This is a genomic window from Haloarcula sp. HT12, from assembly GCF_055271655.1.
Genome location: NZ_JBUXKW010000007.1, coordinates 31228 through 57363 on the forward strand (window position 1 = coordinate 31228; position 26136 = coordinate 57363).

33 protein-coding genes and 1 pseudogene are annotated in these 26136 nt (G+C 57.0%); 5 read left to right on the forward strand and 29 right to left on the reverse strand.

Annotated features, from left to right (window positions below; genetic code table 11):
• Positions 1-5: 5 nt before the first annotated feature.
• From ACY9XZ_RS20385 to ACY9XZ_RS20410, 6 genes are all read right to left on the reverse strand, one after another.
• Positions 6-3812, reverse strand: coding sequence for a helicase-related protein (locus ACY9XZ_RS20385; RefSeq protein WP_463458813.1), 3807 nt, complete (start codon positions 3810-3812; stop codon positions 6-8).
• A 79-nt stretch (positions 3813-3891) separates the two neighbouring features.
• Complete coding sequence (locus ACY9XZ_RS20390) at positions 3892-4113, reverse strand: hypothetical protein (RefSeq protein ID WP_225935246.1); 222 nt, start codon at positions 4111-4113, stop codon at positions 3892-3894.
• 104 nt (positions 4114-4217) lie between these two features.
• Positions 4218-5384 carry a hypothetical protein gene (locus ACY9XZ_RS20395; protein ID WP_463458814.1) on the reverse strand — a complete coding sequence of 389 codons (1167 nt, stop codon included), beginning with the start codon at positions 5382-5384 and terminating at the stop codon, positions 4218-4220.
• Positions 5374-6165 (reverse strand): hypothetical protein, encoded by a 792-nt coding sequence (locus ACY9XZ_RS20400; protein WP_463458815.1) that lies wholly within the window; start codon positions 6163-6165, stop codon positions 5374-5376. The genes ACY9XZ_RS20395 and ACY9XZ_RS20400 overlap by 11 nt, the downstream gene beginning before the upstream one ends.
• A complete protein-coding gene (locus ACY9XZ_RS20405) occupies positions 6162-6845 on the reverse strand; it encodes a hypothetical protein (RefSeq protein ID WP_463458816.1) in 684 nt (227 codons plus the stop codon). The genes ACY9XZ_RS20400 and ACY9XZ_RS20405 overlap by 4 nt, the downstream gene beginning before the upstream one ends.
• A complete protein-coding gene (locus tag ACY9XZ_RS20410; RefSeq protein ID WP_092635745.1) occupies positions 6835-7188 on the reverse strand; it encodes a hypothetical protein in 354 nt (117 codons plus the stop codon). The genes ACY9XZ_RS20405 and ACY9XZ_RS20410 overlap by 11 nt, the downstream gene beginning before the upstream one ends.
• 402 nt (positions 7189-7590) lie before the next feature.
• Between ACY9XZ_RS20410 and ACY9XZ_RS20415 the strand changes: the two are divergent.
• Together ACY9XZ_RS20415 and ACY9XZ_RS20420 are read left to right on the forward strand one after the other, a co-directional pair.
• Positions 7591-7788, forward strand: a pseudogene (locus ACY9XZ_RS20415) (type B DNA-directed DNA polymerase); the annotation flags it as partial.
• 884 nt (positions 7789-8672) lie between these two features.
• Positions 8673-10172, forward strand: a complete 1500-nt coding sequence (locus ACY9XZ_RS20420) for a Cdc6/Cdc18 family protein (RefSeq protein ID WP_463458817.1) — start codon at positions 8673-8675, stop codon at positions 10170-10172.
• Positions 10173-10649: 477 nt separating this feature from the next.
• Here ACY9XZ_RS20420 and ACY9XZ_RS20425 read toward each other — a convergent pair whose 3' ends face one another.
• Positions 10650-10976: a hypothetical protein gene (locus tag ACY9XZ_RS20425; RefSeq protein WP_463458818.1), complete on the reverse strand. Its 327-nt coding sequence runs from the start codon at positions 10974-10976 to the stop codon at positions 10650-10652.
• A gap of 138 nt (positions 10977-11114) precedes the next feature.
• Between ACY9XZ_RS20425 and ACY9XZ_RS20430 the strand changes: the two genes are divergently transcribed.
• Entirely contained in the window at positions 11115-12038 is a 924-nt protein-coding gene (locus tag ACY9XZ_RS20430; RefSeq protein ID WP_463458819.1) for a helix-turn-helix transcriptional regulator, read from the forward strand.
• 37 nt (positions 12039-12075) lie between these two features.
• On the opposite strand, the gene ACY9XZ_RS20435 is transcribed toward ACY9XZ_RS20430, so the two are convergent.
• The 3 genes from ACY9XZ_RS20435 to ACY9XZ_RS20445 all read right to left on the reverse strand — a co-directional run bounded on the left by ACY9XZ_RS20435 (position 12076) and on the right by ACY9XZ_RS20445 (position 13658).
• On the reverse strand, positions 12076-12510 hold the full coding sequence (locus tag ACY9XZ_RS20435) for a PIN domain-containing protein (protein WP_463458820.1): 435 nt from the start codon (positions 12508-12510) through the stop codon (positions 12076-12078).
• Positions 12511-12762, reverse strand: a complete 252-nt coding sequence (locus tag ACY9XZ_RS20440; RefSeq protein WP_121513350.1) for an AbrB/MazE/SpoVT family DNA-binding domain-containing protein — start codon at positions 12760-12762, stop codon at positions 12511-12513.
• A 74-nt stretch (positions 12763-12836) separates the two neighbouring features.
• Positions 12837-13658, reverse strand: a complete 822-nt coding sequence (locus ACY9XZ_RS20445) for a hypothetical protein (protein ID WP_463458821.1) — start codon at positions 13656-13658, stop codon at positions 12837-12839.
• A 228-nt stretch (positions 13659-13886) separates the two neighbouring features.
• Between ACY9XZ_RS20445 and ACY9XZ_RS20450 the strand changes: the two genes are divergently transcribed.
• On the forward strand, positions 13887-14558 hold the full coding sequence (locus ACY9XZ_RS20450) for a helix-turn-helix domain-containing protein (RefSeq protein WP_463458822.1): 672 nt from the start codon (positions 13887-13889) through the stop codon (positions 14556-14558).
• Complete coding sequence (locus tag ACY9XZ_RS20455) at positions 14555-15250, forward strand: nucleotidyltransferase domain-containing protein (protein WP_092893729.1); 696 nt, start codon at positions 14555-14557, stop codon at positions 15248-15250. The genes ACY9XZ_RS20450 and ACY9XZ_RS20455 overlap by 4 nt, the downstream gene beginning before the upstream one ends.
• 126 nt (positions 15251-15376) lie before the next feature.
• Here ACY9XZ_RS20455 and ACY9XZ_RS20460 read toward each other — a convergent pair whose 3' ends face one another.
• The 19 genes from ACY9XZ_RS20460 to ACY9XZ_RS20550 all read right to left on the reverse strand — a co-directional run bounded on the left by ACY9XZ_RS20460 (position 15377) and on the right by ACY9XZ_RS20550 (position 26092).
• Positions 15377-16306 (reverse strand): ArdC-like ssDNA-binding domain-containing protein, encoded by a 930-nt coding sequence (locus tag ACY9XZ_RS20460; protein ID WP_463458823.1) that lies wholly within the window; start codon positions 16304-16306, stop codon positions 15377-15379.
• 411 nt (positions 16307-16717) lie between these two features.
• Positions 16718-17065: a hypothetical protein gene (locus ACY9XZ_RS20465; RefSeq protein ID WP_463458824.1), complete on the reverse strand. Its 348-nt coding sequence runs from the start codon at positions 17063-17065 to the stop codon at positions 16718-16720.
• Positions 17066-17140: 75 nt separating this feature from the next.
• A complete protein-coding gene (locus ACY9XZ_RS20470; protein ID WP_463458825.1) occupies positions 17141-18142 on the reverse strand; it encodes a DUF6610 family protein in 1002 nt (333 codons plus the stop codon).
• Between the two features lie 174 nt (positions 18143-18316).
• A complete protein-coding gene (locus ACY9XZ_RS20475; protein WP_463458826.1) occupies positions 18317-18706 on the reverse strand; it encodes a hypothetical protein in 390 nt (129 codons plus the stop codon).
• Between the two features lie 81 nt (positions 18707-18787).
• Complete coding sequence (locus ACY9XZ_RS20480; RefSeq protein ID WP_463458827.1) at positions 18788-19318, reverse strand: hypothetical protein; 531 nt, start codon at positions 19316-19318, stop codon at positions 18788-18790.
• The gene (locus ACY9XZ_RS20485; protein ID WP_246989490.1) at positions 19315-19470 is read right to left on the reverse strand and encodes a hypothetical protein; all 156 of its coding nucleotides are present in this window, start codon (positions 19468-19470) and stop codon (positions 19315-19317) included. Before ACY9XZ_RS20485 ends, ACY9XZ_RS20480 begins: the two co-directional genes overlap by 4 nt.
• A complete protein-coding gene (locus ACY9XZ_RS20490) occupies positions 19470-20156 on the reverse strand; it encodes a DUF6166 domain-containing protein (RefSeq protein WP_463458828.1) in 687 nt (228 codons plus the stop codon). Before ACY9XZ_RS20490 ends, ACY9XZ_RS20485 begins: the two co-directional genes overlap by 1 nt.
• Positions 20157-20312: 156 nt before the next feature.
• On the reverse strand, positions 20313-20612 hold the full coding sequence (locus ACY9XZ_RS20495; protein WP_463458829.1) for a hypothetical protein: 300 nt from the start codon (positions 20610-20612) through the stop codon (positions 20313-20315).
• Positions 20613-20665: 53 nt separating this feature from the next.
• The gene (locus ACY9XZ_RS20500) at positions 20666-20887 is read right to left on the reverse strand and encodes a hypothetical protein (RefSeq protein WP_285266084.1); all 222 of its coding nucleotides are present in this window, start codon (positions 20885-20887) and stop codon (positions 20666-20668) included.
• Between the two features lie 49 nt (positions 20888-20936).
• Complete coding sequence (locus tag ACY9XZ_RS20505; RefSeq protein WP_463458830.1) at positions 20937-21212, reverse strand: DUF7389 domain-containing protein; 276 nt, start codon at positions 21210-21212, stop codon at positions 20937-20939.
• A gap of 20 nt (positions 21213-21232) precedes the next feature.
• A complete protein-coding gene (locus ACY9XZ_RS20510) occupies positions 21233-21634 on the reverse strand; it encodes a DUF6166 domain-containing protein (protein ID WP_463458831.1) in 402 nt (133 codons plus the stop codon).
• Positions 21635-21713: 79 nt separating this feature from the next.
• Positions 21714-22109 (reverse strand): DUF7567 family protein, encoded by a 396-nt coding sequence (locus ACY9XZ_RS20515; RefSeq protein ID WP_463458832.1) that lies wholly within the window; start codon positions 22107-22109, stop codon positions 21714-21716.
• Between the two features lie 77 nt (positions 22110-22186).
• Positions 22187-22552, reverse strand: coding sequence for a DUF7568 family protein (locus tag ACY9XZ_RS20520; protein WP_463458833.1), 366 nt, complete (start codon positions 22550-22552; stop codon positions 22187-22189).
• Positions 22553-22555: 3 nt separating this feature from the next.
• Positions 22556-23047: a hypothetical protein gene (locus ACY9XZ_RS20525; protein WP_463458834.1), complete on the reverse strand. Its 492-nt coding sequence runs from the start codon at positions 23045-23047 to the stop codon at positions 22556-22558.
• Between the two features lie 107 nt (positions 23048-23154).
• A complete protein-coding gene (locus tag ACY9XZ_RS20530; protein WP_463458835.1) occupies positions 23155-23577 on the reverse strand; it encodes a hypothetical protein in 423 nt (140 codons plus the stop codon).
• A 75-nt stretch (positions 23578-23652) separates the two neighbouring features.
• Positions 23653-24315 (reverse strand): DUF6735 family protein, encoded by a 663-nt coding sequence (locus tag ACY9XZ_RS20535; protein WP_463458836.1) that lies wholly within the window; start codon positions 24313-24315, stop codon positions 23653-23655.
• 68 nt (positions 24316-24383) lie between these two features.
• On the reverse strand, positions 24384-24764 hold the full coding sequence (locus ACY9XZ_RS20540; protein ID WP_463458837.1) for a hypothetical protein: 381 nt from the start codon (positions 24762-24764) through the stop codon (positions 24384-24386).
• Between the two features lie 107 nt (positions 24765-24871).
• Positions 24872-25060: a hypothetical protein gene (locus tag ACY9XZ_RS20545; RefSeq protein ID WP_135806884.1), complete on the reverse strand. Its 189-nt coding sequence runs from the start codon at positions 25058-25060 to the stop codon at positions 24872-24874.
• 144 nt (positions 25061-25204) lie between these two features.
• Entirely contained in the window at positions 25205-26092 is an 888-nt protein-coding gene (locus ACY9XZ_RS20550; RefSeq protein WP_463458838.1) for a biosurfactant protein 1, read from the reverse strand.
• Between the last annotated feature and the right edge of the window lie 44 nt (positions 26093-26136).

Below are 26136 nucleotides of genomic sequence, written 5' to 3' on the forward strand. Positions count from 1 at the left end.
CCGAATCACTGTCCGACAACCCCCCAGCATACGAGCTTCGCTTGTACATCACTCTCTCCCATCAGTTTTGTCTGGTATTCAGTAGAGGCTTCGACGTTCTCTTCCAAGAACTCCTCAAGCTGACTGAGGAACTCCACAGTCGGCCACTCTGGGAAGGAGTCGTACTGCTCGTTCTGGCGAAAGATCTCCCGTAGAATTCGGTCTTCATCTGTGTTCGCCAGCTTTACCTCCTGCAGCCGCTCTTCGATGTCGGTAGCCCATTCTCCTAGCGTTTCGAACTCTTCGACAGGCGCCGGCTCATCGCCGTGATTCGGCTGAACGTAGTGACTGATGAAATCGAGGATCGTCTCCTGTTCCTTCGAGAAGGCCTCTCCCTGTTTGAAGGCTCCCTCAACCTGGCCTTCTCGAATCACCTCCAGACGCTCGTCAAGCACTGCTTGAATCTCCTCACGGTTCGACAACACCGTATCTGGATTTCCGGTGATCGGTTCGCCGTCAACTGAAGGGTCAATGTTGAGCGTGCTCACGGGCCGCTCTTTGACCTCGTCGGCGAAGGGTTTGTAGTAGAAAGCACGACGGACGCGACCAAGCGGGGACTCGTGGTCATCATCGTCGAACCAGAGGTGGGCAAGGGCGAACACGCCCGGACGGGGGCCGGCATCGTGGTCAGTTACATTCGTGTAGAGGAATTCTCGTTCTTCGGGCGGGTCATCGAAGAAGTCCTCAGCGTACTCGAAGTCTTCCGCAGTCAGGTCGTAATCCTCGTTCAGTTCTCGCTTCAGAAGGTACCGCTCGAACGCAGCATGTTCATTACTCCCAGCATTGCGGAGGAGCGGATTCTTGCTCGTGTCGTCGAGTTCATTCACGTCGTCAATTTCCCGGGACTTCTGGAGGGAGTCCTCGATCTCGTCCACCTGTAATTCCCCGATAGTCTTCTCCGTGTCTACACCTGTCTTTTCGAGAATCTGGTCTTCGTTCGGATCGAGAATGTTGTTCTCCTTTCCGACGATGAGCGCGATATCGTTGATCTTTGCCTGCAGGCGTTTCAGGAGCTTGATCGCCGCCTCGATGTCGCCGTCCGGGTAGAAGTTGTGGACGTGTTTCTCGGCGGTACTCCCGATCCGGTCGACTCGCCCGACACGCTGGACAATCCGCATCGGGTTCCACGGCAGGTCGTAATTGACCACCACATGAACGTCTTGAAGATTAACCCCTTCACTCAGCGTGTCAGTGGCCACTACGTACTGTAGCTCTGAGTCCCCCGACTCGGCGAGCGTTTGCTGATAGCCTGACGCCTCGGGGGCAAAGCGTTGAATGATGTCCTGTTTATTTTCGTCGCCACCCTTGACGACGGCACTGTTCGCCTCTGTGAGTGGGGAATCCTCGTTGTCACAAAGGGTTCTATAGACGTAGTCTGCAGTTGCCCGATACTGCGTGAAGATGAGCACCTTCTGATCGTGATTAGTGAGGACATCTGCAAGTCGGTCGATCTTCGGGTCGCGGAACTCGCGGAGCGAAAAGACGGCCTCGTAAAAGTCGCGTGTGGCAGGGTCAACTTCACTCAGGTCACTATTCGGGTAGAGAATCGGATTCATCTCTTCTTCAGGAATATCTGGGAGGACACCAGCGTCGTGGTCAGCGAGCCATTGCCGCGTGGAAACCGCATGATCGCTCACATCACCCGCATCACGGGCGACATCACCGATGAACTGCGAGAGGAAATACGAGAGAAGGGTGAGGTCCTCCCTGATGTACGTCTTCACCTCACCGATGGTGGCGTCTGCCAGTTCATCTCCCTCGGTATCAGCTCCTTCTTCCGATTGAATAGCGGTGGTATCGAAACCAAATTCTTCGAGTGTTTGTTCGAGATCTTCAGCAGCGTCGGCTCCTTCGACAAAGTCACCGAGTTCAGAGTCATCTCCCTCCCGAACAGTTCGGAGCATATCGATATCTTCGTCCTCAGGGAGTTCACCAAGAAGGCCGAGAAGCTGGCGTTCGCTCTGATGCAGCGTCTCGATCGACTGGACGAACGCGTACGTTGAGGACTCGAGCCGTTTGAGGAGGTTCAGCTTGTAGAGGGCTTTCAGCGTGCTCCCTGCTTTCGGATTTTTGACTGTGATGTGGGGAAGGTGGAGGGCGTCCATCACGCCGGGAAGCATCCGATATATTGGCTGGTAGGCCGCCGGCAGGGAGTACTGTTGCTTGTTGAGTTTCGGCGGCTTGAAGCTCATCTCGAAGTCTTCGCTGTCCTGAATCTGATCTTTGACGTGCTTGCGCGTCCGGAGAACCATCACTTCGTTCAGGATATTCGAAATCTCAGAGGAGTGTCGCTGGAGCTGCTCGGTGATTTCTTGCTGTTCGTCGTCGCCGACCTCCTCTTTCCCGGATGCGATGCGTTTTCGCGTCTCCGAGAGTTCGATATATTCGTCGAACGCATCAAAGTCGAGTGACGCCTTGTTCCGAAGTTCCTCCGGGCTGGTGAACAAGCTGATGAGGTTCTTTAGGTCGGTAGCGCTGTTATTAATCGGGGTCGCGGTCAGCATAATCATCGTCTTTCCGCGGAGTTGCCTGAGATTCGCGTGTCGTCGCGTCCCCTTGTAGTCATCATCGTGGTCCGGATTCGGTCGCCATTTCCCGTAGTTCCGGAACCGGTGAGCCTCGTCGATAAGCAGGACGTCGAACTCGTCTTTGAGGTCCTGCACCTCGTCGTAGGAGAGATTCTGGAACTTGCTGATACTCATCACGTCAAGGTGCGTGCCGTCTACCTCTAACCCGAAGTACGGATTACCGTCTTCGTCAGTGTCGTTCTGGAGTAGGTCTTCCCACTGATCAGTCAGGTTTGCCGGGACAATGAGGAGACAGTGGTCGCCACGTTGGCGGTAGTCGTGGAGGAGTTCACCGCCAATAAATGATTTTCCCAGGCCGACCGAGTCGGAGACTATGCACCCGTTGAACTGGGAGAGCTTCTCCTTTGCACTCTCGTACCCGAGCTTCTGGAAGTAGTACAGTGGGCTGTCACGGATGTTGACGTTCCCACTCAGTTCGTCGTAGGCGAGCAGCTTGTAGAGCTCGAACGGTTCGAGATACGTGCCCAGCTCCTCGGATGACGTCTCCTGGTCGGACTCGTCCTCCTGCTGTTCCTTCCAGTCCTGGTACTCCTCGCTGTTCTCGATGATTCGGATGATCTCCTCACTGAACTCCTCGGCGTTGGCCCACTGGTTGTCGTACCACTCCTCGAACGCTTCGGCCTTGTGTCGATCCTGACTCGTGAGGTTCAGCTCGATGTTGTTCTGGTGGCCGCTCTTGGTGAAGTTCGAGGAGCCGACAACTGTAGCACATGGGCGGGTGTCTTCATCCCCGTCGTGTCCCCAATCTTCGTCATCTTCGAGTGGCGCTCGAAATGATGCACCCTTTGCGTGGAAGTAACCATTTTCAGGATTTCGCACACGGACGCTCACCTCGCCTTCGGCGATAAAGTCTCGTAGCCGGTCCAGTCGGCCGATCTGAGCGTTATTCAGCTCCGAGATGCTTTCTCTCACCTCTCTTTTGAGTTCCTCTTTGAGATTCTGTCCCTCACCGATTTCGTCAGCAGTTCCCCTATTCGTCTGACGGCCCATCAAAATCCGAAGCGGAGCGTGGCCGAGCTCATCGGAGTCAGCCAGGTTTTCAAGGTCTTCCCGGTAGAGGTCAAATCCTGAGAGATAAAAGTAGCCAGTTGCGATACGGCCTTCCTCGATCTGAGGAATGATCCGCTTGTAAGCGTCTTCTAGTGTTCTGTTAGCGTTATCGACAAGCGGAGGAAGTGAGAGCATCGTAATGCCGAGATGTATTCAGTACGCGAACTTAGTGTTTAGTGACCTCCCTACAGAGGTGGCACCAGACAATAGTCAATCAAACTGGTCGAAGATCCCGCCAGCGGACGTCAACGGTGTCACCATTAGCGATTTCGACCCGAAAAAGATAGCCCTCTCGTTGATCATCAGTCACAGCTCCCGCATCGTCTGAGATGATCTCAACGACTGTTCCTCGACGTCCATGGAGGCGCTCGTGATCTGGATCTGTCTCGTCCGGGATATCGATTCGGACCGTGTCTCCAATATCGAATCGTTTCATAGTAGGTGTCATCAGCTCCGCATCCAGAATAGCCCTATCGAACCAGCCATAACGGTTGCACCGATTATTAGCCCGACTGTCGTCGGAGACGGTAGAGAATCGATTTATATAGACCAATCAAACGTCCTGAGCTTATAGACGGGCCAGAGTGCTAAGTACACAAGGGCGAGCGTGAGGATCAGGTTGAGACCTAATGTAGCGACGAATGTTAGTACAGTTTGCTGTGGAGTGAGACTGACGTCCATCACCTGAAGGAACTGGACGAGTGGACCGAGATTGATGATGCCGAGTATGATAGCGAAGAACCGGACAAACGGTCCTAGGTCTTGGCGACTGTCTGAAAGATTATTGTACCTGGTGATGTTTGTACGCATTCCATCCCGTGCTTCGGTGACTTCATCTGAAGTGGTGACGTCAGTTAGTCGCCCATCATCGAAGTAATGGAAGTGCCAGTGATCTGGATCTGAATCACATTTGCACAGTAATGCGTGAGCCTCTTCTGCGGCAGTCGCTACAAAGTCAACCTGATCAATGTTGATATACTCATTTACGTCGGGACAGACAAGCTGTGGATGTTCTGAGATATCCCAGCCCTGGGTGTCGAAGTGCGCCTGTAGTTCGTCTTCGATTTCTTCCGTACTGATGCTCACTGCGTCGGTGTTAAGCCGGCAGAGACGGAGCGACAGTGGGTTCTGTAATTGAACAATGTCGCCATGTAAACTACTCCAGAATCGGTGTTCAAGGAGTTCGGTCCAGAAAAAGGCGTATTCCTCATCTTGGCAGTGTACGGCGTTAACAAATCCGACAGGGAACCGCTTTTTCAATGGATCGGCTGAGTGGTTTTCCAACCGCTGCCCATCAAAAAATACCCGGAATACAACCTCTCCGACGCTATCTGATTCAGCGACTAAACGCTTGTTGAGGTCGTCGATGGACTCCGTCGTTGTCTCACTAAACCACTCATGCTGGTCTATCCGTTCTGCCCATTCCTGAAACACATAATCTGGATCGATGAAATATATTGTATCGACATGATTCGGGTCGGTGCAACTACACTCGGCTACACTTGACCGGCAAGAAGCGCATACGTCTCGTGCCTCGGCAGTGAAGAAGGCGTGCCACCCAGAGCTCAGATCGGTCTCATCAACACCGGCTTGATAGAGAAATTCCTCCATTTCCGGCTCGAAGAACTGATAATCAGTGACAGCACCATGCGATGGTACCTCACTGAGACACCGGTTGAGGAACCTCGCATCCTCATCAGAGAGCATACTCTTCGATCGCGTACTCAATAATTTCAAGTGGTGATTCCCAGCGCTGGCCTAACATGTGGTGTAGATGGCTTGAAAGGAGTTCAAAGTCGGGACGCGTCATCCCGTCTGCCGTTACTGCATAATTCTCGAAAAAATCCTCAATATATCCCTCATGACGTGGCATCATTTCATCCTCATCCACATCGGGGTAGGTATCAGCAGTCAGATCGAGTCGGGACAGTTCGATACCAAGACACGCGATGATTGACTCGAAGATATGCCGCTCTTCATCTTGGTAGTCATCCTCGTCAAAATAGTCACTGACGAGATTCCTGAAGGCCCGGTTCACCCGTTCTCGATGGATATCTTCCGGCGAAGCGAACGATCCTCGAAATGCTTGATACACATACTCGTCAATTAGATCATCCAACGGATCAAGGAACTCTCGGTGCTCCCGAATGGCTGCTAAATGCTGCTCAAGCTCATTGAGGAAATCCTCCTGCGTCGGTTTCGTGGTGCTAATATGACCGTCGCTATAGGCCCGCACCTGCACTGGTTTCTCGATAGTCCCATCATTATAATCGACATAGAACCGGACCTGTGTGATGCGGCCTTCCTCCCGTGCTGGTTCCAGGATAGGAGACCCATACAGTGATTCAGCACGGTCACCTCGATACCGAGCTGTATTGACATTCGAGTCGCGGAATTCCTCGTAATCGAGTCCAGAGTTGTCACCCCGCATCAAGTTCTGCAACAGGAGCAACTCGGTTTCCCGGAGCGATAACTCAGCTTGGCTCATGATTGTACCCCCCATCGCTTCACCGCGTTCTTCATTTCCTTTCGGATCGGATTCCGGCCCACCGAATTGGATACGGTGACGATACCATCGTCCGCATAGGCGCGCACCTCCATCATGTACCGATTTTCCCGAATCAAACGCTCTGCCTCTTCTAACTCAGTCTCGCTCAAATCAATAACCTCTCCTTCAGCTGTATATGCCGTTTCCAGCCCCTCTGCATCGATATTCTCGGGATGATCGACAACCTCAAACTGTAAATCAACGATACGGGCCTCATCATTCGCCTGGACCTTAGTTAAGGTCGTAGGACGTCGAAACTCCTCGCTCTCGACCTGTCTGAGTTCTTCTCCACCTAACTCTTCAGCACGCGTTACGAGGTCGTCATAGACGATATCATCAACCACATAGAACTGGATATTGAACTGGTCACCTTTCTCTCCATATTGTTCAAACATCGCTTCAATAAACTCGTCATATCGTTCGTCTCCTACCCGGTCTTTGATTTCACCAAGAAAATCTTGCTTCTCGTGTTCCAGCAGGTAAGCCCGCCCTAGATCTGCTTCCTCCAAAACGTCTTGCACAAGTTCCTCTTCCTCTGACCGGAAGTGTTCGACTCGGATACGGCTAATCATATCCTCTGTCCGGTAGTCTTCCCGGAAAATGTAGGTATTATCCGCCATCACTTTCACCTCCGTCCGACGGCAAGACTGGATCAGCCTCCGCCAAGGATTCGAACTCTCCCTTGTAGCGATCTAACATCTCGGTCACGTCCAGCAGCATCATATGAGGGTGAACGAGTTCTCGAAAGGCCTCCCGGACATCGTCCTCCTGAATCGTTTTGGCATTCCTATCCCGTGCGTTCTCTGCAGCTAACTGCCACACAATACGAGTCGTCTCCTCAAGCTGCGCATTTAGATAATCAAGAGAATCCCCACCAACCTGCATTTCCTCCTCATGTGCCTTCACAAACTCCCAGAGCGGCGAACGCTTAATCGGATCAATATCCTCCGATGAATCATCCATACCCCGGAGAATTAAGCCACTGACATAAAATGTTGTGTCTCTGTCCAAACAAAATCATCAATCCGTATCTGAAGTAGTACTCTCTACAATTCTACGAACACGGTCATTGCCCAGAAACACCCACTACCCGGGTCTCTATCACTTCGCTGTCGCAGATACACTCGTAAAAATACTCGGTACCCGGGCGAGTTGGAGGACATGGTCGTAGAGTTGGTGGGCAAGGGTGGTCATTTCGCGGTAGTAGGTTCGGGAGCGGTTGTTACGCCAGAGGCCGAGGTGCTTGTCCCGGATGCCCTGATTATAGAGAAGGACGTCGCAATGACTACAGGGCAGTACCCGTTCTCTGCTTCGAGAAGTCGGCCGCTTTTTGCAAGGCGTATCCTTCCGAAGTTGTAGTAGGGTGTGATGGTCGACGACCAGAAGACATCGCGAGAACGGGTCACGTTGGCCCACAAGGAGATCAAGTCAGACAATCCCTTGTACTACGAGACGCAGCTGGTTCGAGCTGTCGAAAGCATACTGGCACCTCTTGACTGGGATCGGAACGATATCCGACGAGAGCTCAACGGAACACGTGTAGTCGGTATTACGGACTGGACTTGGCGAACCCCCTCCCCCCTTTTTCGAGTTGTAAACTCGTGGCCTCGGGGAGGGGGTGAACAGCAAGAGGAACTGCAAAGCAGCCGATAGTGGAGAATATGCACGATAGAGAAGGTGAGCACCTCATCTTCTAACTTAGGGCTAGAAATGCGAAAGTTTATGTTATACGTTACCTTACCATAACCGTACTAGAGACAAAGAAAACAAATCGTCTAGCTCCGGCTAGACGATTGAGATTTCTAGAGTAGATGGCCTCTTCATCTCGTCCATGGTTCTGATCTCGTGTACTATCACGTCTCATCGCCTCTACGCCAACTTCTGTTAACTCAACGCTTGTTACATGGCGTCTGATGTGGCCTGTTCCCATCGACTTACAACTCGAAAAAGGGGGGAGGGGGTGAAACATTCGAGATCACCGAAGCGGCTTCACCAGCAATCATGTCCGAAACCCGGTATTCCTCTCACTCGTGAATGGATTCTACGAGCGTCGTTCTTTCGCAGCTATTCTGGCGCTTACTACTCGAAAACGGGGAGTGTGAGTAAGTCCGTATCACCCAGAGCATCATTTACAAAATCCAGATTATGTGGATTTTGCTCCGAGACTCACTTCTCCTTATAACGTGAGGGTGGGAGTATCGAACCAGGTGTATTACCGCCCCACATCTTACAACTCGAAAACGGGGGGTCCGGGTCATCGAGGAAGATCGACGACAGCGAGTTTCGTCGAACCGTTACAACTCGACAACGGAGGGTGATAGATTCCGAAGACGGTATCTGGCTCATCCAGAAGATACGGGGCTGTAGTCGTTAGATAGCCTGTTTTCGCCCGGTTACAACTCCACAAGGGTCCATATTTTTATACCCAGAGTTCGAGGGGGTTCATAATGGGACGAGAGGGACGTAGAGCAGGATCGAATAATCCGGAAGGTGAGGAGGATCGTGAATCATCTGCTGCTGATCCTGAAACTCCTGCATCGACGGATGAGGAGGTGGCGTCTCCTGGCACGTCACAATCGACCTTCGAAAACGGATCAGATCCCGCTGATTCGGCTCAAGAAGCAACTAATGGCGACGGTGGTGGCATCTCAATTCGTGATCGACTCCAAACCGAGTCGTCCGGTGGCGTTTTCGCGAACAAAGACCTCGTCCGGTCAGATACCATCATCGACGAGGACCGTATCGTCGGTCGTGACGACCAGCTAGGCCGTGTCGTCGACAATCTAAAACCGGTTCTCCAGAATGAAGGGATCCCCGATATGCTCCTGAGCGGGCCATCTGGAACGGGGAAATCGCTCATCATTCATGCAGTCTGCAAACAGATCGTCGAACTGTGTGAATCCCAGGGCAAGACCTTTGGGGTCATTTCAATCAACTGCGAGGGGCCGAAGACTGCAGATCGGGCTGTCTATCGGTTAGTCAAAGCTGCTGCCGACGACCTCGGCGTTGATCCTGGTGTTCCCCAAACCGGTGTCTCAACGGATCAGAAGCTGGAGCGACTGTACGAACTCATGCGAGAGTATTATGACGGTGTCATCTTCATTCTTGATGAGATCGATATGCTCGAGGGGCCGTATCAGGAAGCAGAGTACAATTCTCTCATCTACCAGCTTTCACGGGCTCGCAAACTCGCCGACTTTGATGGTCCCATCTCGCTCACGACGATCACGAACTACGCCGACTTTATGAAGGACCTCAACAGCCGCGCACAGAGTTCTTACAACCCTGACGACATTTTCTTCGACGATTACGATGCGAACCAACTCCGTAGTATTCTCCGCAACCGACGGGACGCCTTCAAGCCAGACTCACTTGCAGATGACGTTGTTCCGCTTGTTGCTGCGTTCGGCTCCCAAACGCACGGGGATGCGCGGAAAGCGATTGACCTCCTCAGATGGGCTGGTGAATTAGCCGAGCGGCGTGGGGCTGACACGGTTATCGAGACTGATGTCCGTGATGCTCAGGAAAAATACACCGAAAACCGCAAGCTCCGCCATATCAGTGGCATTTCGACTCAAAAGAAACTCTCCATCTACGCTGTGGCGGCCACTGCCCACTACGCAAGAGAACATCCTGAGTGGATCCCTGCTGGACCTGCGTTCAAGACGTATCAATTCATTGCCGATACGATGGATGCGGACCAGTACAGCCGCGAGACGTTCGTCAATCACGTCACAGAGCAGAGTACGTACGGTGTACTGGACTTCGAGCGTCGGGGCAAGGGGCGAGGCAGAGGAGTGCATATGTATTTCTCTCTCTCCGAGGATCCGGAAACGATCATGGAGACGATCCGTGAGGATTCCCGGTTCGAAGATCTAGCTCACGAAGAGGCGACTATCAGCACGGTTGTCCGCGAACGGCTGAAGCAGTTCCGGAGTAAAAACTAATCTCGCCCGTATTCTCCGCGCACTTACTTCTCGAAAACGGGGGGTGTTCGTATCCCGCGCGATGCGTTACAACTCGAAAATGGGGGGTGTCATTCGTCGGGATGTCTCGTTACTACTCGAAAACGGGGGGTGTGTGAGCCAAGAGATTTGACGTGCCGGTCGGTGTACTGTGTTTTCCCCTTTCCCTCTCCCATTTACAACTCGAAAACGGGGGGGTGTGTCCTACGATTTCTTTGTCGTCGGTACCATCGATGATGCGGAGACGGTGGAGAAACGACGGAAATACGAGGGTGTGGTCCCTTCAAAATCAGCGTCACCCCCTCCACACACATCCTGTTACGACGGAAACGTGGGGTGGATGTCCTCTCCCTTCGAGTTTCAGTCCGGGTTGACCGGACCCATTCACACTCTGGGGGGTGTCGTCTGCGACGTCTCTAATGGTACTGAAAAGAACATCGGACTACAGTTCGATCTCATCTACTCGTCGGGATTCACCGGCCCCTTGTACTTCGACGTCACCGAATCTCCTTCCCGCCACTGCCAGTAGTAGTAGCGGTTGTCGTTGATCTCCTTGATAGTGATCGTCGCCTTCGCTGGCACGTCGTCCGGGAGGTCATCGGGGCGCTCCTCGATGTCGGCGTCGTCCGCCTCTTCCTCCTCGAGACGAGCTTCACGCTCCTTGTATTCGGCCAACGCCTCGGCGTAGCTGGCAACGTCCCGAAGATGCTCCGATGAGGCTTCGTTGAGAGTGTTGACGATCTCCGTCGGGAGGTTCGCCGGTGGGATCGGGGGTTCGTAGGACATCGGCTGCTTTCGTGTTAACCAACACTACCCGTGACCCCATAGTTTTGTTGGTTAAGACGATGGGGACGGTTCTCGCGATTGCTAGCTGTAACACTATTCGAAACTTCTTTATATACAAGTTTCGTACTATGTTACACCGTGCGCCGGCGCATCGAACTCGAGGTCCTCGCCACGGTCGACCGCGGCGACACGATCTCCGAACTCGCGACGAAGCTCGACCACAGCGAGAGTTACCTCTCCCGTGCCGTCGCTGACCTCGTCGAGAAGGGGCTCGTCTACACGGAACGCGACGGGCGGCGAAAACGCGTCGTCCCGTCGGATGCTCGCGCCGTCGAGCTCTATCAGGACCTCGTCCGCCAGCACTCCCACATCGAGTTCCCTGAACTGCTGACCGGGAAGGCACTCGAGGTGCTGTACTACCTCGACCAGCCGCGAACCGTCTCCGAGATTGCCGACCGGAGCGACAACTACCGCAATACGGTCAACCGCGTCCTCAAGCGACTTCGCGACCGTGGGCTCGTCGGGACGGCCGACGGCCACTACGAGTTCAACGCCGACTTCGACCGCCTCCACGAGTTCGCCCGGGAACTCGCACACCATCTGTATCGCCAACGCCTCGAAGCCGTGGCCCCGAAGGGCACGATTCTCTGGGAGGACTACGACGAATTCCTCGCCCAGGCCGAGACGGAGATCGACGCGGCGGCGTTCCATGAAACTGGACTCGCTCGGTTCGCGGCCTTCGACCTCCAGTTTCTGCTCACCGGCCATCGCTACTACGTCTACTCCGAGGATCTCGACGCAGTCTCGCCGGCGGAGCTGTGTTGTCACACGCTGCTCATCGACGACGGCAGCCGCCACCGCTCGTACTGTCTCCTCTTGCTCAGCCACGTCGACGTCGACGAGGAGGACCTCCGAGAGCAGGCGGCGAAGTATGGCCTCGAAGACGAAATCGACGCCTTGCTGCGCTACCTCGAGACGCACGGCGAGGTCGACGACGACCGGCTCCCGGAGTGGGACGAGTTCCAAAAGCTGGCGGCTGACTACGAGGTGCCACTATCCTGAGACCGAACATCGTCACCAGCCGTAGCGTCAGCCGGCGTCAGTTCGGATCGTAGGGATTCGTTGCTGTCTCGAGCCGATAGACATCCTCGATGGCGTCAAAATCGTCGTCAAACGCATACAGGTACCCGAGCCCCTCGGTTTGCATATACGCGACAATACAGGCATCGACGAAGGAGAGCGGTTCGTGTTGGCGAAAGAGGGCCTTCCCTGTCGCGAGGGCGTCGGTGGTGAGGGAATCGATGTGGAAGCGGGCGTTTTCTTCGATTCGATCGAGGAGATCGACGGCTGCGTCGTGGCCGGCGTGGGTCGTGAGGCCGTTGAGCGTTTCCGCGAGCACGTAGTCGAGGACGACTGCCTCCGGGAGCGCTCCATTGTCAATGCCGTGGAGCACGGGAAGCGCGGCATCGTGGGATCCATCCCGCCGGTATGCGGCGGCAAAGAGGACTGTCGTATCGATCAGTGTACGGGGCATTTACTCGACGTCGACGCCCCAGGCGTCGTGATCGCTCGTGACATCGGTCGGCTCCTCACCAGCGTAGCCGTCGAAGTCGGCGAACGTGCCCGTTTGCTGTTGGATCACGTGGACCCGAATGCTCCCGTCGTCCTCGAGCTGCCAACGGAGCTGATCGCCATCATCGATATTGAGTTCACGCCGAATCCGGGCGGGGATGTTTGCCTGGTTTCCAGACACCTTGCTTTCGGCGTCGATTCTGTCGCTGCTCATACCTCCCGGTAGGTGACCGGCCGTGAAAAGTCTAGTGTGCCGCCACACTACCACGCACTCCAGAAGATATCGTTCTAGTTCGAGGGTGCTGGAAGGCGCCCATCCGGACGTGGAACACGACCCTGTTTGATCTCGTGATCGACGCGACGCAGATGCTTGCAGCCGCCTTCGGGTGAGCGTTGCTGCCAGTCGGGACAGGAACACGACTCGTCGACGACGTCAACTTCGTACCGGTTCCCAGATGCGGACTGTACTTCGTAGCGGCCACCTTTCGAGAGGAGTGAGACGTCCATCGCTTCGGCGACGGCACGCTTCGTGCGGGGCTCGAGATCGTCCCGTGACTGTTCGTTCTCGTCGACGACCAGTCGGTCGCGAACGTCGCCCGTTCGGCCACCGTCGGGAGCGACGGCTTCCGCAGGGCCACTAAGCCGCTCGTGGAGCACTTCCTCCACCGGATGGCCTTCCGGCCAGAGGTAATGGACCTCGCGGCGCTCGCGATGGTCATAGGAGCCGCACGCGGCTGCGCTCCCAGTCCAGACGCGCCAGGCACCGAGCGCGGTCATCACGTCGACGATGACTCGCGGAACAGCCTCGTACTCGTCGGGGTAGAACATCCGGAAGCGAGTACACTCCGCCTGCGGCGGAACCGTCTTCCACCACTCGACGTCGGGGTCCCAGCTCTCGTACATCGCCTTGTCCTCCCCGTAGCCGACGGTCACGCTGTCGACCTGCGGTACCTTCACCGATGTCTCGTCAGCCTTGCCTTCGAGCAGCCGAAGCACGGCGTACCGGAGATACCCGTGATTCGGATTGTCTGATGATTGGGCGACCTGCTCGTGATGCTCTGCGACTCGCTCTGCCTCATCGAGAACGGTCGTTAGATATCGGTCGGTCATGGGTCGGTGGAGACGGGAGTGCGCCTCCGCCCCTCCGCGGGCGCAGAAAAACTTAACCAACGAATAGCGATCATTCGTATCCTTTGTTGGTTAATTTCTCTCTGCTCGAATGCTGCGCCGGATCGGACTACCGGAGCCAAGAATTGTATATCTGTATAGAGATAACTCTATAGGGAATACGGGGGACAAGACTAATACAGTTAGATACGATACCGATAACTAGCGATGATGGAGTACGTCGACGAGACCGCGGCGAAGATCATGGTCGCGGCCCAGCCGGGTGACTCGATCCGGCGAATCGCCCAGAAGATCGACGGCTCCTACTCGTGGGTCTACGACTGGATCGAGAGGTTGGAGGACGCAGGCTTCATCCGGCGTGAGGACGGCATCTACATCGAGAATTACGCTGTCAGGGATCGCTACTACGATCTCGTCGCGGCCATCTCTCGCGCTGTTCCCCCTTCGATCGACGACGGCTACGTCATTCCGCACTTCGCCGCGATGCCCTTTGCGTACACGAAAATCGACGGCGTCTACGTCTGGACCCACGGCGGCTATCAGATCGCCCGCGGCCACGACGACTACCCGATCTTCATCCAGGTCGCCGACCAGGACGTCGAACGGTGGACGGCGTTCTTCGACGAGTTCGGGATTCCGAGCCGGATCGAAGAGCGGCCGGATGCGACCGACTCCGACGCGGCCGTCTCGTACGTGTTGTTCCCGACGAGTGGGGAGATCACTCGCGAGTGGGTCGACGGCAATCCGGTTATTCCGTTGGACGAGACGATCGAGCACATGTTGGAGTACCGGGTGAACTACGAGCCGGCGTTGGAGATGATCGCCGACGAGTACGACCGCGATATCGACGCGTCCCACGAGGATCCGCGTCTCAATGTATGAGCCTCGGTGAACGCGAAGACGAACTACTGGATACGCTGGAGGCAGTCATTGACGCTGACCTGCCGTACGTGCTCGTCGGTGGGTGGGCGATCGCGGCGTTCAATCAACGCTTCACCACGGACGTCGACGTCGTCATTCCGGCCCAAGCGGTCGACGACTACACGGACCTTCTCACCGACCGCGGCTACGAGAAAACGGCCGATGTCGAGCGAAACGAACTCTACGAGGGCCGGACTATCCGGTTTACGAAAGATATCGGGAATCCGGTTCAGTTCGACGCGATGGTGGACGCGCTGGGCTGTCGCCAGACGGAAGCTGAATGGTCGTATCGCTATCTGGCCCAGCACTCTGTCACCGAGGAACTGCGAACCGGGCGCCCGGTAACAGCCAGGATTCCGGAACGGGAGTTGCTGTTCGCGGTGAAACTCCACAGTGGCCGCAAGGCAGACTCTCGGGATCTGGTGGTGCTGGCTGCTGGCGCGGATTTCGACCGGATCGCGACTCATCTGCATCGCGGAGAGTCCGAGAAGCTCGCTGGTCGCATCGAGACTGTCCTCAACCGCCTCACGTCGGAGGATTTCGCAGATGCATTCAAAGGAGTCTTCGAACAGCAAACGGTTCCCGAACAGGATATCGATGCCGTCGTTGAGTTCCTTCGTGACCAGCAGCGCCGAATCGATTCTGAACGATAACATCGACTGTCGATGGGTATGTCTCGGGACCGATCGAAACACACGGGGTCGGGACGCCGAACGAATTAACCAACAGAGTGGGATAGTATCCCCCCAGATGTTGGTTAACAGCTCAGGAATGCGTGTTCAGCCCTCGGCGACCGTCCCGATGATCTCCTGAGCGGTCGAACTGATCCGGCCGAGACGTTCCTGAATGCTCTCCGCATCGTCGTCCTGCCACGCGGCAAGATAGAACGCTGACCCGCTCGTATCCAGGTTGAAATACCGCCCGACGATGTACGCAACGGCTTCGGCTTCGACCTCGCGTTTTGCGCGCTCGGGCTCGTCGTCGCCATCGAAATGAAGCAGCGCGTGGGCGTACTCGTGAATCAGCGTCACGGCGAGATCGGCTTGATTCGAGCGGGCTTTCGCTTCGACGACGGGTTGGCACTCGTGGAGATTCCGGTGTTTGCAGACGCCTTTCGCGTCGCCATGCTCCCACTCAGCAGCGTCGACGACACGGACGTCGACATCGAGAGTAGCTGCCGCATCAAGGAGCGCTGGCACCAGGTCATCGGCGTTACCTGTGGCCTCGGTTTCCAACTCGGGGAGCGGTTCGCCCTCGGTTTGAGACACATCGAAGACTGCTGTTGGTTTGAATCCAACCAGTCCTTTGGACCACTCCTCGGCCGGTGTCTCGTCGTATTCACAGTCGCTTTGCTCGTGGTAGCTCGGTGAGTTCTCGCACTCTGGGCACTGCTTCGTAATAATGGGTGCCCAGATCCAGATCGCCTGTTCGCCCTCTTGGACGTGTCTGTCGAACTCCGACCTCCACGTATTGTAGCCCGCCACGCGGGTTGCCTCGGGACACTGGAGCTTGATCAAGAGGGTGTTGCGATGGGAGTAGTCGTGGAATCGGGACTGGACATCGAGCCACTCCTGGAACTGCTGGCTGACTTTGGCCTCGTCGACGTCTGCGACGAGCTCGTCGATCCAGTCTTCGATGGTACTGTGCATCTCGTCGTGTCGGGTGTCGGTCTCCTCGAACGAGACCTCCGATTCACTAGCAGTCATCATGGATGGCATCACATCGAGTACGACGACGTCTCCGAGAAGTCAGGACGCGCCGCGCCCCTCGGGGGCGCACGATAAACATCGGCGCAACTTCGGGGGGTTTAGATCGGGGCTGCTATCGGAGGCTAGGATTAACAACCAGTGCGACACAAGCACAGGGAGGATGGGTCTCGTCGAAACGCTCCGCGGGGTCGTTGGGACTCGTATATCCACGATCTCCACCCTGTATGAGTGCCGACACTGCGGAACGACCCTTTCCGAGGACGCTGAAACGTGTCCGACCTGTGGTGGAGAAGACGTTGCATGCTACCGGTTCTAAGTACACGTCCTCCTATCTGGACAAGTTGCGGTCAGCCCCATTTCTGTTCGAGATAGTGCCCGGTCAAACACCCCGTAGTGTGAATGGGGGACCGGTTATCGAAGCGCTGCCTTCTCGTCAGCGAACCCGGTCGTGACGAGATATTCGAGGAACGCATCGAACTGGTTGACATCGCTGGGTGTGTCCGTCGCAAGGTGTCGCACCCACTCGATGGCCCACTGGAACGCGGGATCGGTCCCACCCTTGCCATGTATATACCACCAGCGAGCGGCCTTCAGGACGACGAGCGGATTCGTCGGCGGTTGCTCGCTTGCGAGTCCACGAGTGATCGACCGGATTTCCTCGGGTACTTCAGCGGGGTCGACTTCGCCTGATTGGGTGTTCGATACGTCGACTGGAATGTCGTCGATCGAGACGTCGTTCGGACGCTGTTGTTGACTCACGGAAAATCACCTTCTCAGAGGACTTTTTGGATCGAGCCCTCGCCCCCTCCGGGGCGCGAAAAACTACTCGTAGCGTCACGCCGGTGGAATGTACACGCTCTGCTCGCCGGCGATCTCCTCTAGGTTGTTCCGATGGCGATGTGAGAAGTAGCACTCGTAGCTGCAGTAGCCACAGAGCACGCCGGTATCATACTCAGCGATGAAGGGACCGCGCCGAGTCGTCCAGACGTTCGCTTCGCATTCGGTACACACAGCACTATCGAGATCGGTTGGTGACGGGCCCTCGTACTCGATTTCGAGGATATCGTTATGTGGTGTCGAGTCAGGCCAGACACCGTGAGACTGCCAGAAGGCCTTGATGCGGGCGAGACTGTGTCGGACTGTCTTCCGAACTGTGACGTGGGAGGCGTCACGTCCGCTATCATCCCACCCGTCAGCTGTCCAGAACTCCCCGAACTGTGCGCCGCGATGGAGTCCGTTCCAATCGAGGCCGACGATGTCGGCCGGTGGCTCGCCTGTGAGTGTCGGTCGGGTCAGCTGCTGGATGACGTCCCACTGTTTCGGTGGACTGCCCCCCAAGATGTGAACACGACGGCCACGCCAGTCGGTCGGCTCGGCGAACTCGTGCGCCAACCGGTCGGCGTATCCCCGCGAGTAACCGAGCACGAGATCGTTCGGGATCGCGTCGATTAGCTCCCGGCACTTGGGGACGATGACGAGTTCCGTATCGGGGTAGCTCGCCTGAATCTCACGGGCGACGGCCACGTACTCGTCGACGTCGTCCTCCTCGTACGCATCTCCGATGACGCCGACCTTGGGTTCATGCTCAAAAAATCGAGCGACGTATCGATCCAAATCGGGATTCCGGAAGTCGTTATCCAACATCCCGACGGGGATGTTCAGGTTCTGATACTGGGTCTGCTGGTACCCACAATCTTCTCGGAACCCGGGCAAGAATCCGAGCCGATACGCATCCAGAGCGAACGGTGCTCGATGAAGGAACGCCACGGCGTCGGCTTGTCTGGCAGCGGAAATTTCGCGTTCAGTGCTGTTGCTGGGACTGGTTTCGAGCGACATGAATACGACCGTGCGAGGGCGAATTCGGTCGCCCTGCACCCCTCCCCCGGGCGCAAAAACAACACACGCTAACCAACACTCTCTCTTGGATCTGGGACTTGTTGGTTAATTAGCGGCCGTTGGTAGGCACGAAGAACCTCTCAAAAATGCAGCTGGATGGCCTATTGTCGGCGACTACTCTCGTTCTTCGAGGACGATCCGCCTTGCTTCAGCTACAAGTCCGTGGGCATCGGACATTGCTTCCGCATCAAGAGCGACGGCGGCTCCAATCCCGTCTTCGAGAACGAAATTCATCTCGATAACGTTCTCGAAGCACTGAACCAGACACGTGAGCTGTCCGTGGTCTTCTGAGAAGGTGTTTTCATAGATTGGTGCCGTTAACGACTCCATTCGGGACTCGTCAATTGCTGATTCGAGTTCGTCTGTCGTATATTGCTCAGCGACATCATCCCTGAGATGGACGATCTCGTACGTGTCTTCCTCGTATTTCACGATACTCCGGAGATTCCCGTCAGTCCGTTGCTCGAAAAAGCTCTCGAGCCGGGTGGCCATCCTTGTCGCCATATTACCAACTCGTATCTCTTTCAACATAGGTGTAGGGCAAAGAAATAACATCGCCGCATCGATTATTGTCCCTTCTGTCCTTCAATCTCTCCGCCTACGGCGCACCTGTTCAGGATTCGGTACCCACGGATGAGCGTCCCAGCAGTGCAGGGCGTGCTCTTGTGCCGTGTCGAACAACGCCTCGCACGACCCACATTCGTAGGTGGTCTCGGGCCAGCGTTCTGTGACGAACATCGCCGTCACCGTCGACCTAACTGGATCTGGTGCGGCCGACCGCTGAACGTAATCATAGCCGATCACAGTCCGTCGACGAAGTGCCGACTGCGCCAGCCGTTCGGGCCGGTCTGCTGGGAGGTACACCCACCGGACGAACGCGTCTTCTGAGTCCTTCGCTGAGGGTTGAAGGATGAACCACCGGTCATAATCGTCGCGGAAGAGATACCGTTCTGTTCCCCGATTTTGGAGATAGAGCGGATCGCCGTACCCGGCAATCACCCGCAGACCGATGGACGGGGAAATTGGGGTGAGGAGTCGCTCTTCCAGTGAGAGCGAGCCGGACTCTCCGGATGATGTCTCGCTCTCGAAGTCATCAAGCGTCGCTTCGCCAGTCATGATTCGCCGGGATTCGTCTCGTCTGTGTCTTTCCCAGCTGTTCGCTCGTGCCGGTCGTTGTATCGCTCGAGTTCTCGGCCGATGCACTCCAGCGCCGTGACAGCGCGTTCGATGAGCTGGTACGTTGCTCGCGAAAGTCGGAATTTCTCCATCAGTTGGCCTCCTCTGGCTCGACGAGGTCGTTACTCTCAGCGACGAGTGCCTGAACAGCTGAGGCAGGGTCGTTCTCGACCGGAAGTGTTCGATGGTCAAGCGGGGCGGGATACGCCCGGTCCCCCTGCGCACAAAGTATGATCAACCACTCTTCGCTCCCTTCGGCGAGGACGACGTAGTGGTCGATATCTCGACGTTGGAAGACTGTCCGATCTGTCTGGCTCACCGCACTCCAATTCGCCGGCAGTGACGATGACGGCGCCCCACCATCTGGCGTGAGTGCTCGGTACTCTTCGAATTCGGCGAGTGCCGCCTCGATATCCTCCCCGGTGAGGTGCCAGCAGTCGGCCGGGCCATCACACACCAGCTGACTGACCACGTCGTTGCGGAACTGGATGTAGTGTTGCTGGGCGACGGTTTCGTTGTCGGTGTAATCGAGGAGGAGCGCACAGGCGAGCTGTGCCGGTCCGCTTCCCGTATAGCCCCAGTCGAATCCCGCCGGGCTATGCCGCACGAGATCGAGACTTCGATTTGGGGAGAGGCGTTCGTGTGCGGTGAGGTTCAGGACCACTGGCGTTCCATCGACACGCATTCCGACGTACTCAACGCAGTCTGCACTCGTCTGCCATCGCTCACTCGCATCCTGTACGACTGCTCGTGGGTCGGTAGTCGAATTCATCTCCATCGGTTGTATGCGGGCGTTCGGATTCCCCGCGCCCCTGCTGGGGGTCGAAAAACTACCACCGGTTATTAGCCCCTCAGCCTCGCTTCAAAATCAGAACTCAGACTATTGTAGTTCAGACTATAACATTTCGACGGATAACTAATCAATAGGGGCCGTTTATTCATCGAAGAGACAGCGAGCGGCCGCATCCTCACCGTTGAGGGTTTGCTGATCCTCGTCCGTATCAGCGAAGAGGGTCGACTGATCTCCCTCCGATGATTGCTCAACTTCGGGTCGATCGTCGACGCCGAACTCACTCGCCTCGGGCTGATCAAGACGCGAATCCCGGTCGCGATGATCCACGTCAGCGCCGAAATCCTCAAGTGAGGTCTCGACGCTCGTTTCGGTTACTTCGAGTTGGCCATCGTCACCGAACGCGGTCTGTCGTTGAATCTCGATCTCTGGTCGATCGCTCATCTGGATTGAGCCTCCACCCACCGAGGCTCCGACAGATACCTCCGGGCGTTGGGTCAATCGTCTTGTGCGCGGAGTTCGCTGGCCCGCTGTTCAAGCCGGCGGAGGATTTGGACCCGTTGCTGATTCGCGTTCTCGTAGGCGACGCAGGCTCGCAGCGTCTCCATATCGTTGATCGTCACGATACCAGCGTTGATCAGTCGTGTATTCGGGGGTTCGAGCCGTTGTTCTGGTGAAAGCTCGCTTGCGTCTGTTGTTTGACCGTCTGGATTGCTCACTGATGATCGCCTCCGCCACTGCTGAGGCGACAAAAAACAGCCCTCGCCGTTACCCGTCTTCTTCGGGTTGGATCTGGCGGGCGTCCTCTGCGAGATCGTGGATGTATTCTCTGAGGGTTTCCATGTCCTCGCGAGCGTCTTCGAGGATCTTGCCTTTCGCTTTCGCGATTACCTCGTCCTGATCCCTGGTACCGGTTCCACGTTTGAGTTTCACGGTGAGGGAGACGCCGACGTCACTGCGTTCGACGTACTCCGTTCGTGTCGTCTGTTCATTCGATTCAGCCGATTCGTCATCTGCACGAGATGGTGGGGTGTGTTCTGACATGGTTACTCTCGGTGATTAGTTCAGATGGACGGTGCGACCGGCTCGCCGGGTGTTTCGTGAAGGACTGCGTCGATCTCGGGTCCCGTGAGTCGCCAGCGTTCACCAGACCCAGCGCAGTCCAGCTGGCTCACGACCTCGGTTTTGAATGCCTGGTAGTGGTCGAGGGCGAACGCCTCGTCTCCCGTGTAGTCGAGGAGGAGTGCGAGCGCGAGTTGCGCCGGACCACTACCACCATATCCCCATTCGAATCCCGAGGGACTGTGATTCACCAGCGCGAGACTCCGCTCTGGTGTGAGCCGTTCTTGGCCGGGACGTTTCTCAACGATAGCCTGCCCGCTCTGCCGATACCCGACGTAGGCGATGTCGCAGTCGCTTGCGGGACGTGTCTGTTCAATCGAGTGTGTGTCGCTAGGTCTACTCATCGGTCTGTTCGGGAGCTACTCGTTCGAGCACCCCCGCACCCCTCAGGGGGCGAAAAACAGCCACAGGGACTGCTTTCCCCTACGCGAAATGGGAGATCTCGGCTGGTTCGTCGAAATCGTCGAACTCGCCTCGTTCGACCGGCTGCCAGTCATCACCGGGTGCTGGACTCCACCAGTCGACCTTGTAGGCACCTGGTGCGCCGAGGATCTTCACCCGTGCCGACCCATCGGGTAGGTCGCGACGGAGCTTCTCGTCGACGTGGAGGTTCCACGTTGAGTGGGTATCGAAGCAGGCGAGCACGGCCTCCTCGTAGCCGCGTGTCTCTCGGGATTCTTGGAGTTCGACCTGCGTGTTGCAGTTCTTGCAGAACACACCTTCGAACGGAATGTGACTGAATACCTCGTGCCCGCAGACGGGACACCAGAGGAACTCGAACAGTGCTTCGCTGTGGCGGTCGATGACTTCCAGACTCATCTGTGGATCTGGCCCGATTGAGACGGGCCACCCATTCCGGCCCAAAATAAACGTCACCGCAGAAACGTTCCCATCAATCAGCGCTCGGCGCCGTACACGATTCTCGAGGATGCTTCGTACCCACAGCTCCGACACTCAAACCAGCGCTGAATCTTCGCGCCGTCAGCCGTTTTCCCACCGATCGCCACGTCGCTGTTCGGACACTCGGGACAACTCAGTTCGGGCGCTGGCCGGTCACGGAGCTCGTCACGGAACGATTTCGCGTCCTTCGTCTCGTACCCCCGCGACCACACCGGGTAGCCGTCGACGAGGATTGCGCCACGCCACTTGTAGCGGTACGAGTCCGGTGCTCGGTGTAAGACAGCCCGAGCTCCGGTCTCGGTATTCCGGTATGCGAGTGTGGGCGACCGACTCTCGCGCTTCCAATTTGTGATCCGGGACATCTGTTAGAAGTGGACGTCAGCGGGCACGATCCAGAGCTCCTCGCTCTCCTCCAGCACTCGATCCAGCTGCTCACGGTGACGGATACCGTTCGCATATTCGTTGTACAGGAAGATCGTTGGCCCGTCGTAGGCGCCGACCTGGTGGAAGGCGTGCCGAGCGAGATCTTCGTCGCGCATAATCTCCTCGTCGGAGAGTTCGTCAAGTGCTTCCCTCACCCGTTCGAGATTCCGCTCGAACTCCTCTTTCGTCGCCTCCCAGCCACGCTCAAGCAGGTCTTGGCCGTCATCGGAGTCGATGGGGGCTGCAGTCGGCAACTCTCCCCATCGCGCCTTCCCCGCAACGGACGTGTCCTCCTCGTCGAACGTCACGTGGTAGTCGAAGACGGCGCCGGCATGTGGATCCGCGCCGACCAGGCGGTCGAACACCGTCTTTCCGGTGGCCAGAGCGTCGTCGTGGGTCGACTCTTCTACCAGAGCGTAAATTACCATGTGCATCTCGAACACCTCGAAACGCCGACGCACCGGGAATGATTGCTCGCTCGCTCCTACTGCGCCGGCACCCATCGCCGGCGCTCGAAAAACCCTGATCTAGCGGTCGATTCTTAGGACCCGTTCGCTCGGCCGACTGTGATGGTTAGATCGCCCGACGCGTAGTCGGCCTCGAAGTCGACGGTGAACGCATCCGAGTCGTACGCGGCGTGGTAGGCGTGGTGGCGCTCGAGCGACCCAGTTGCCTTGAAGTGGAAGAACGCAGCTGAGGTGTAGGGCTTGCTCTGGGTCTCGACCTGCGTCTCGACAGAGGCCGGGAGCGCGATTTGTGGTGTGTCCGTGTCGATACTCGCAGCGAACGCCTTCGCTTCCTCGACGGTCGCCTGCGAATGTGCGGGCGTCTCGCCGGTTAGCACGTTTACCGGCGTCTCGGTATCGTTGGTGAACAGGACATCGTGGAAGGTGCGTGTCCCGAGGACTGCGTCGGGATCTAACTCGCAATCGTGGAATAGGTCGTCGTATGGTTTCTCGGGCATCCAATCACGAGCCTACGGTGGGGCTCAGTCCTTTTTGCCCCAGAAAAACCACCATCTGCTTCGACGCAAATCGGCCTACGAGCGGCTGAGTGTCGCGTCCGGAGACGGTGCTTCACCGCCCGGGATACGCAGTTCCTGGCGTTTCCCGACCCACTCGCCGAGCTTCTGCTTGAGGTACTGGCGAGCCGTCGACTGGGTGAACACACCCTTGTTGACCATATCGCCAACGACGTCTTTCAGTGCCCGGAACTGCCCCTTCAGATGGCCGTCGCCGACCGGCTCGCCATCGTGCCACCGAACGGTCGCGAGCGCGCCGTTCCCGACCGTCTCGCCGTGGTCGATTGTCTCGGAGTCGTACTGCAGGCCGAACCACAGCGTCCGGTAGGCGGCCACCTCGAAGGTGGGTGACACCACGTAGAACGCCTCGTGATGGAGGTAGTCGAGATGGTCAGCGATGATCTCCTCGAGCGTGAGCCCGATGGCGCGGGGCTTCGGCTCGACGACCGTCGACGGTCGGTCTTTGCCGGCGAGGTAGCCGTCGACGGCGTCTGCCTCGAGGCCATCGGCCAGTTCTGCCAGCAGCTGTTTCGCCCACTTCGAGTCGGTGTCGTCGCCACCGAACGGTGTTTCGGCCGAGATTCGGTGCTTGAGCTTGAGATTCGCTGCACCCCAATGAGAGTAGTGGAGCGTGTACTGTCCGTCAGTTCGTTCGTACGCAACGAGTGCGCGGTGGCCCATTGAACAGTCACCTCGCAGGACGACCCACGACTGGATCGCCCCGCACCCCTCCCGGGGGACGAACAACGCTACTCGTCGATCAGGTCGGGGGAACTGAGGTCCGCGTACAGCACCTCACCGTCGCGGACGACGTACCGTTTCGCCAGCACGGGAAATCGGCATTTGGTAAATCCGGCTGTCTGGATGTCGAATTCTTCGTCCGGTTCGAGATACTCCGCGAGCGACCGGAGGAACTCGTGGGTGACGATGCCACCGTCGTAGTCAGGAAGACCGTTCTCACGGGCCTCGTACACTTCGAAGCTATCGTAGCCCCAGATAACGAGTTCGCCGTCGTCGTCCACTTCCCAGTTGAGCGTCCCGAAGCAGTGGTTCTCACAGAGCTGGCGGGCTGCCTGTGGATCCGATACGAGCGCGCCGGTCGATGTCGTTGCGGCTTGGAGTGTTGCCATGGGTTGTTCTCGGGAGCGGTCTCGCGCCCCCGCACCCCTTGAGGGGGGCGAACAACCGCTCACGCTGTGACGGCCACAGGACGCTGCGTTGCCGACGCGTCGTGCTGTCAGGATTCTTCGTTGGCGTCACCGTCCGCCGTCGTATCCGGTCGGGTGAGGAGCTCTACCTGCTCTAGAAGCGTCGTTGCTGTGCTGATCCGCTCCCGATCGACGGACTCCAATTGCTCGCCGTCGATACTGGTGAGATTGTTGAGCGCGCGGTGCAGCCGGTAGCCGGGTGTGTCGCGTGGGTCCATATGTGCGCCTCCGCCAATTCTCGGCGCCGAAAAACACCGGCGGGCAGTCAGCAGGTGTGGTATCGTCGGGTGGTCGCGAGCTGGCTTCTGTTAACCAACAACTCCGAGCCGGCACCAGAATTATTGGTTAATTTGACGTCGTCTTTACTGACCGGCTTCGGGTTCGGGCCCGTAGCGTGGCGTGCAGCACCGCTGACAGCCCCACATGGGCTGCCCGGTCCACTCGTCATCGGGGACAGCCTCGAATTCTCGAAATCGATGCTTAGTCTCCCGATCACACTCCCGACACTCGAGGTGAGTTCTGTTTGGGCGCTCGCGTCGTGGCTGTTCGGTATCGGTCTTGCCAACGGATTCCTGGAGCGCAATCGCCGGCACCAGCCAGAGGTCGTCGTCTGCGTCCTCACGTAGGCTTGCAAGACGATCTTCGGAGTGAACCCCACTCCCGGTTTCCTCGTAGAGGAACGTCGTGTGCTCGCCGTCGTGACAGGACTGCGTCGTCTCTGTCCACGCCGTCCGCTCACGAGCAGCCGCGAGCAGCTGATTACCACATTCAGACGTGACCCGTGTCGCCGAGGGGAGCGAGGGCCACTGATCGACAAGCTGTGGGGCCGGTTCCTCGTCGAGATCATAGATTAGCTTGCAGTCATCGACTACTGGGTCATCGTCTGCCTTCACGAGGAGGGTAGCCGCAGCAGATCCCTTCCCGACGGCGCCGTAGAACGTCGACGCCTCAACGACTATGTGGATGATATGGAGGAGAGTCCGTTCGGCAGTCGATGTGTCCTGATCGTCGGCTGCTTCGAGATGGTTCGTGAGACAGAACCGGCACTTCGACTGGCCAGCGGGAATTGACGCTCCACAGGAAGCGCACTCGCTCTCATCTGCTGTCGGGCCGTCTGGATAGTCCGCGTCGACGCCACCAGAGCGTTGCCGCCGGGGCTCACCACTACTACTGGCGAGTTGGTCGTCGGGAACGTGGGTCGCTTCGCCGAGCGGTCGGAGGGCTTTGTAGTCGGCGTACTGGTCGGTCATAGAGTGATCTGGCCGTATCATGCTTCGTCTTCGAGTTTAAACAA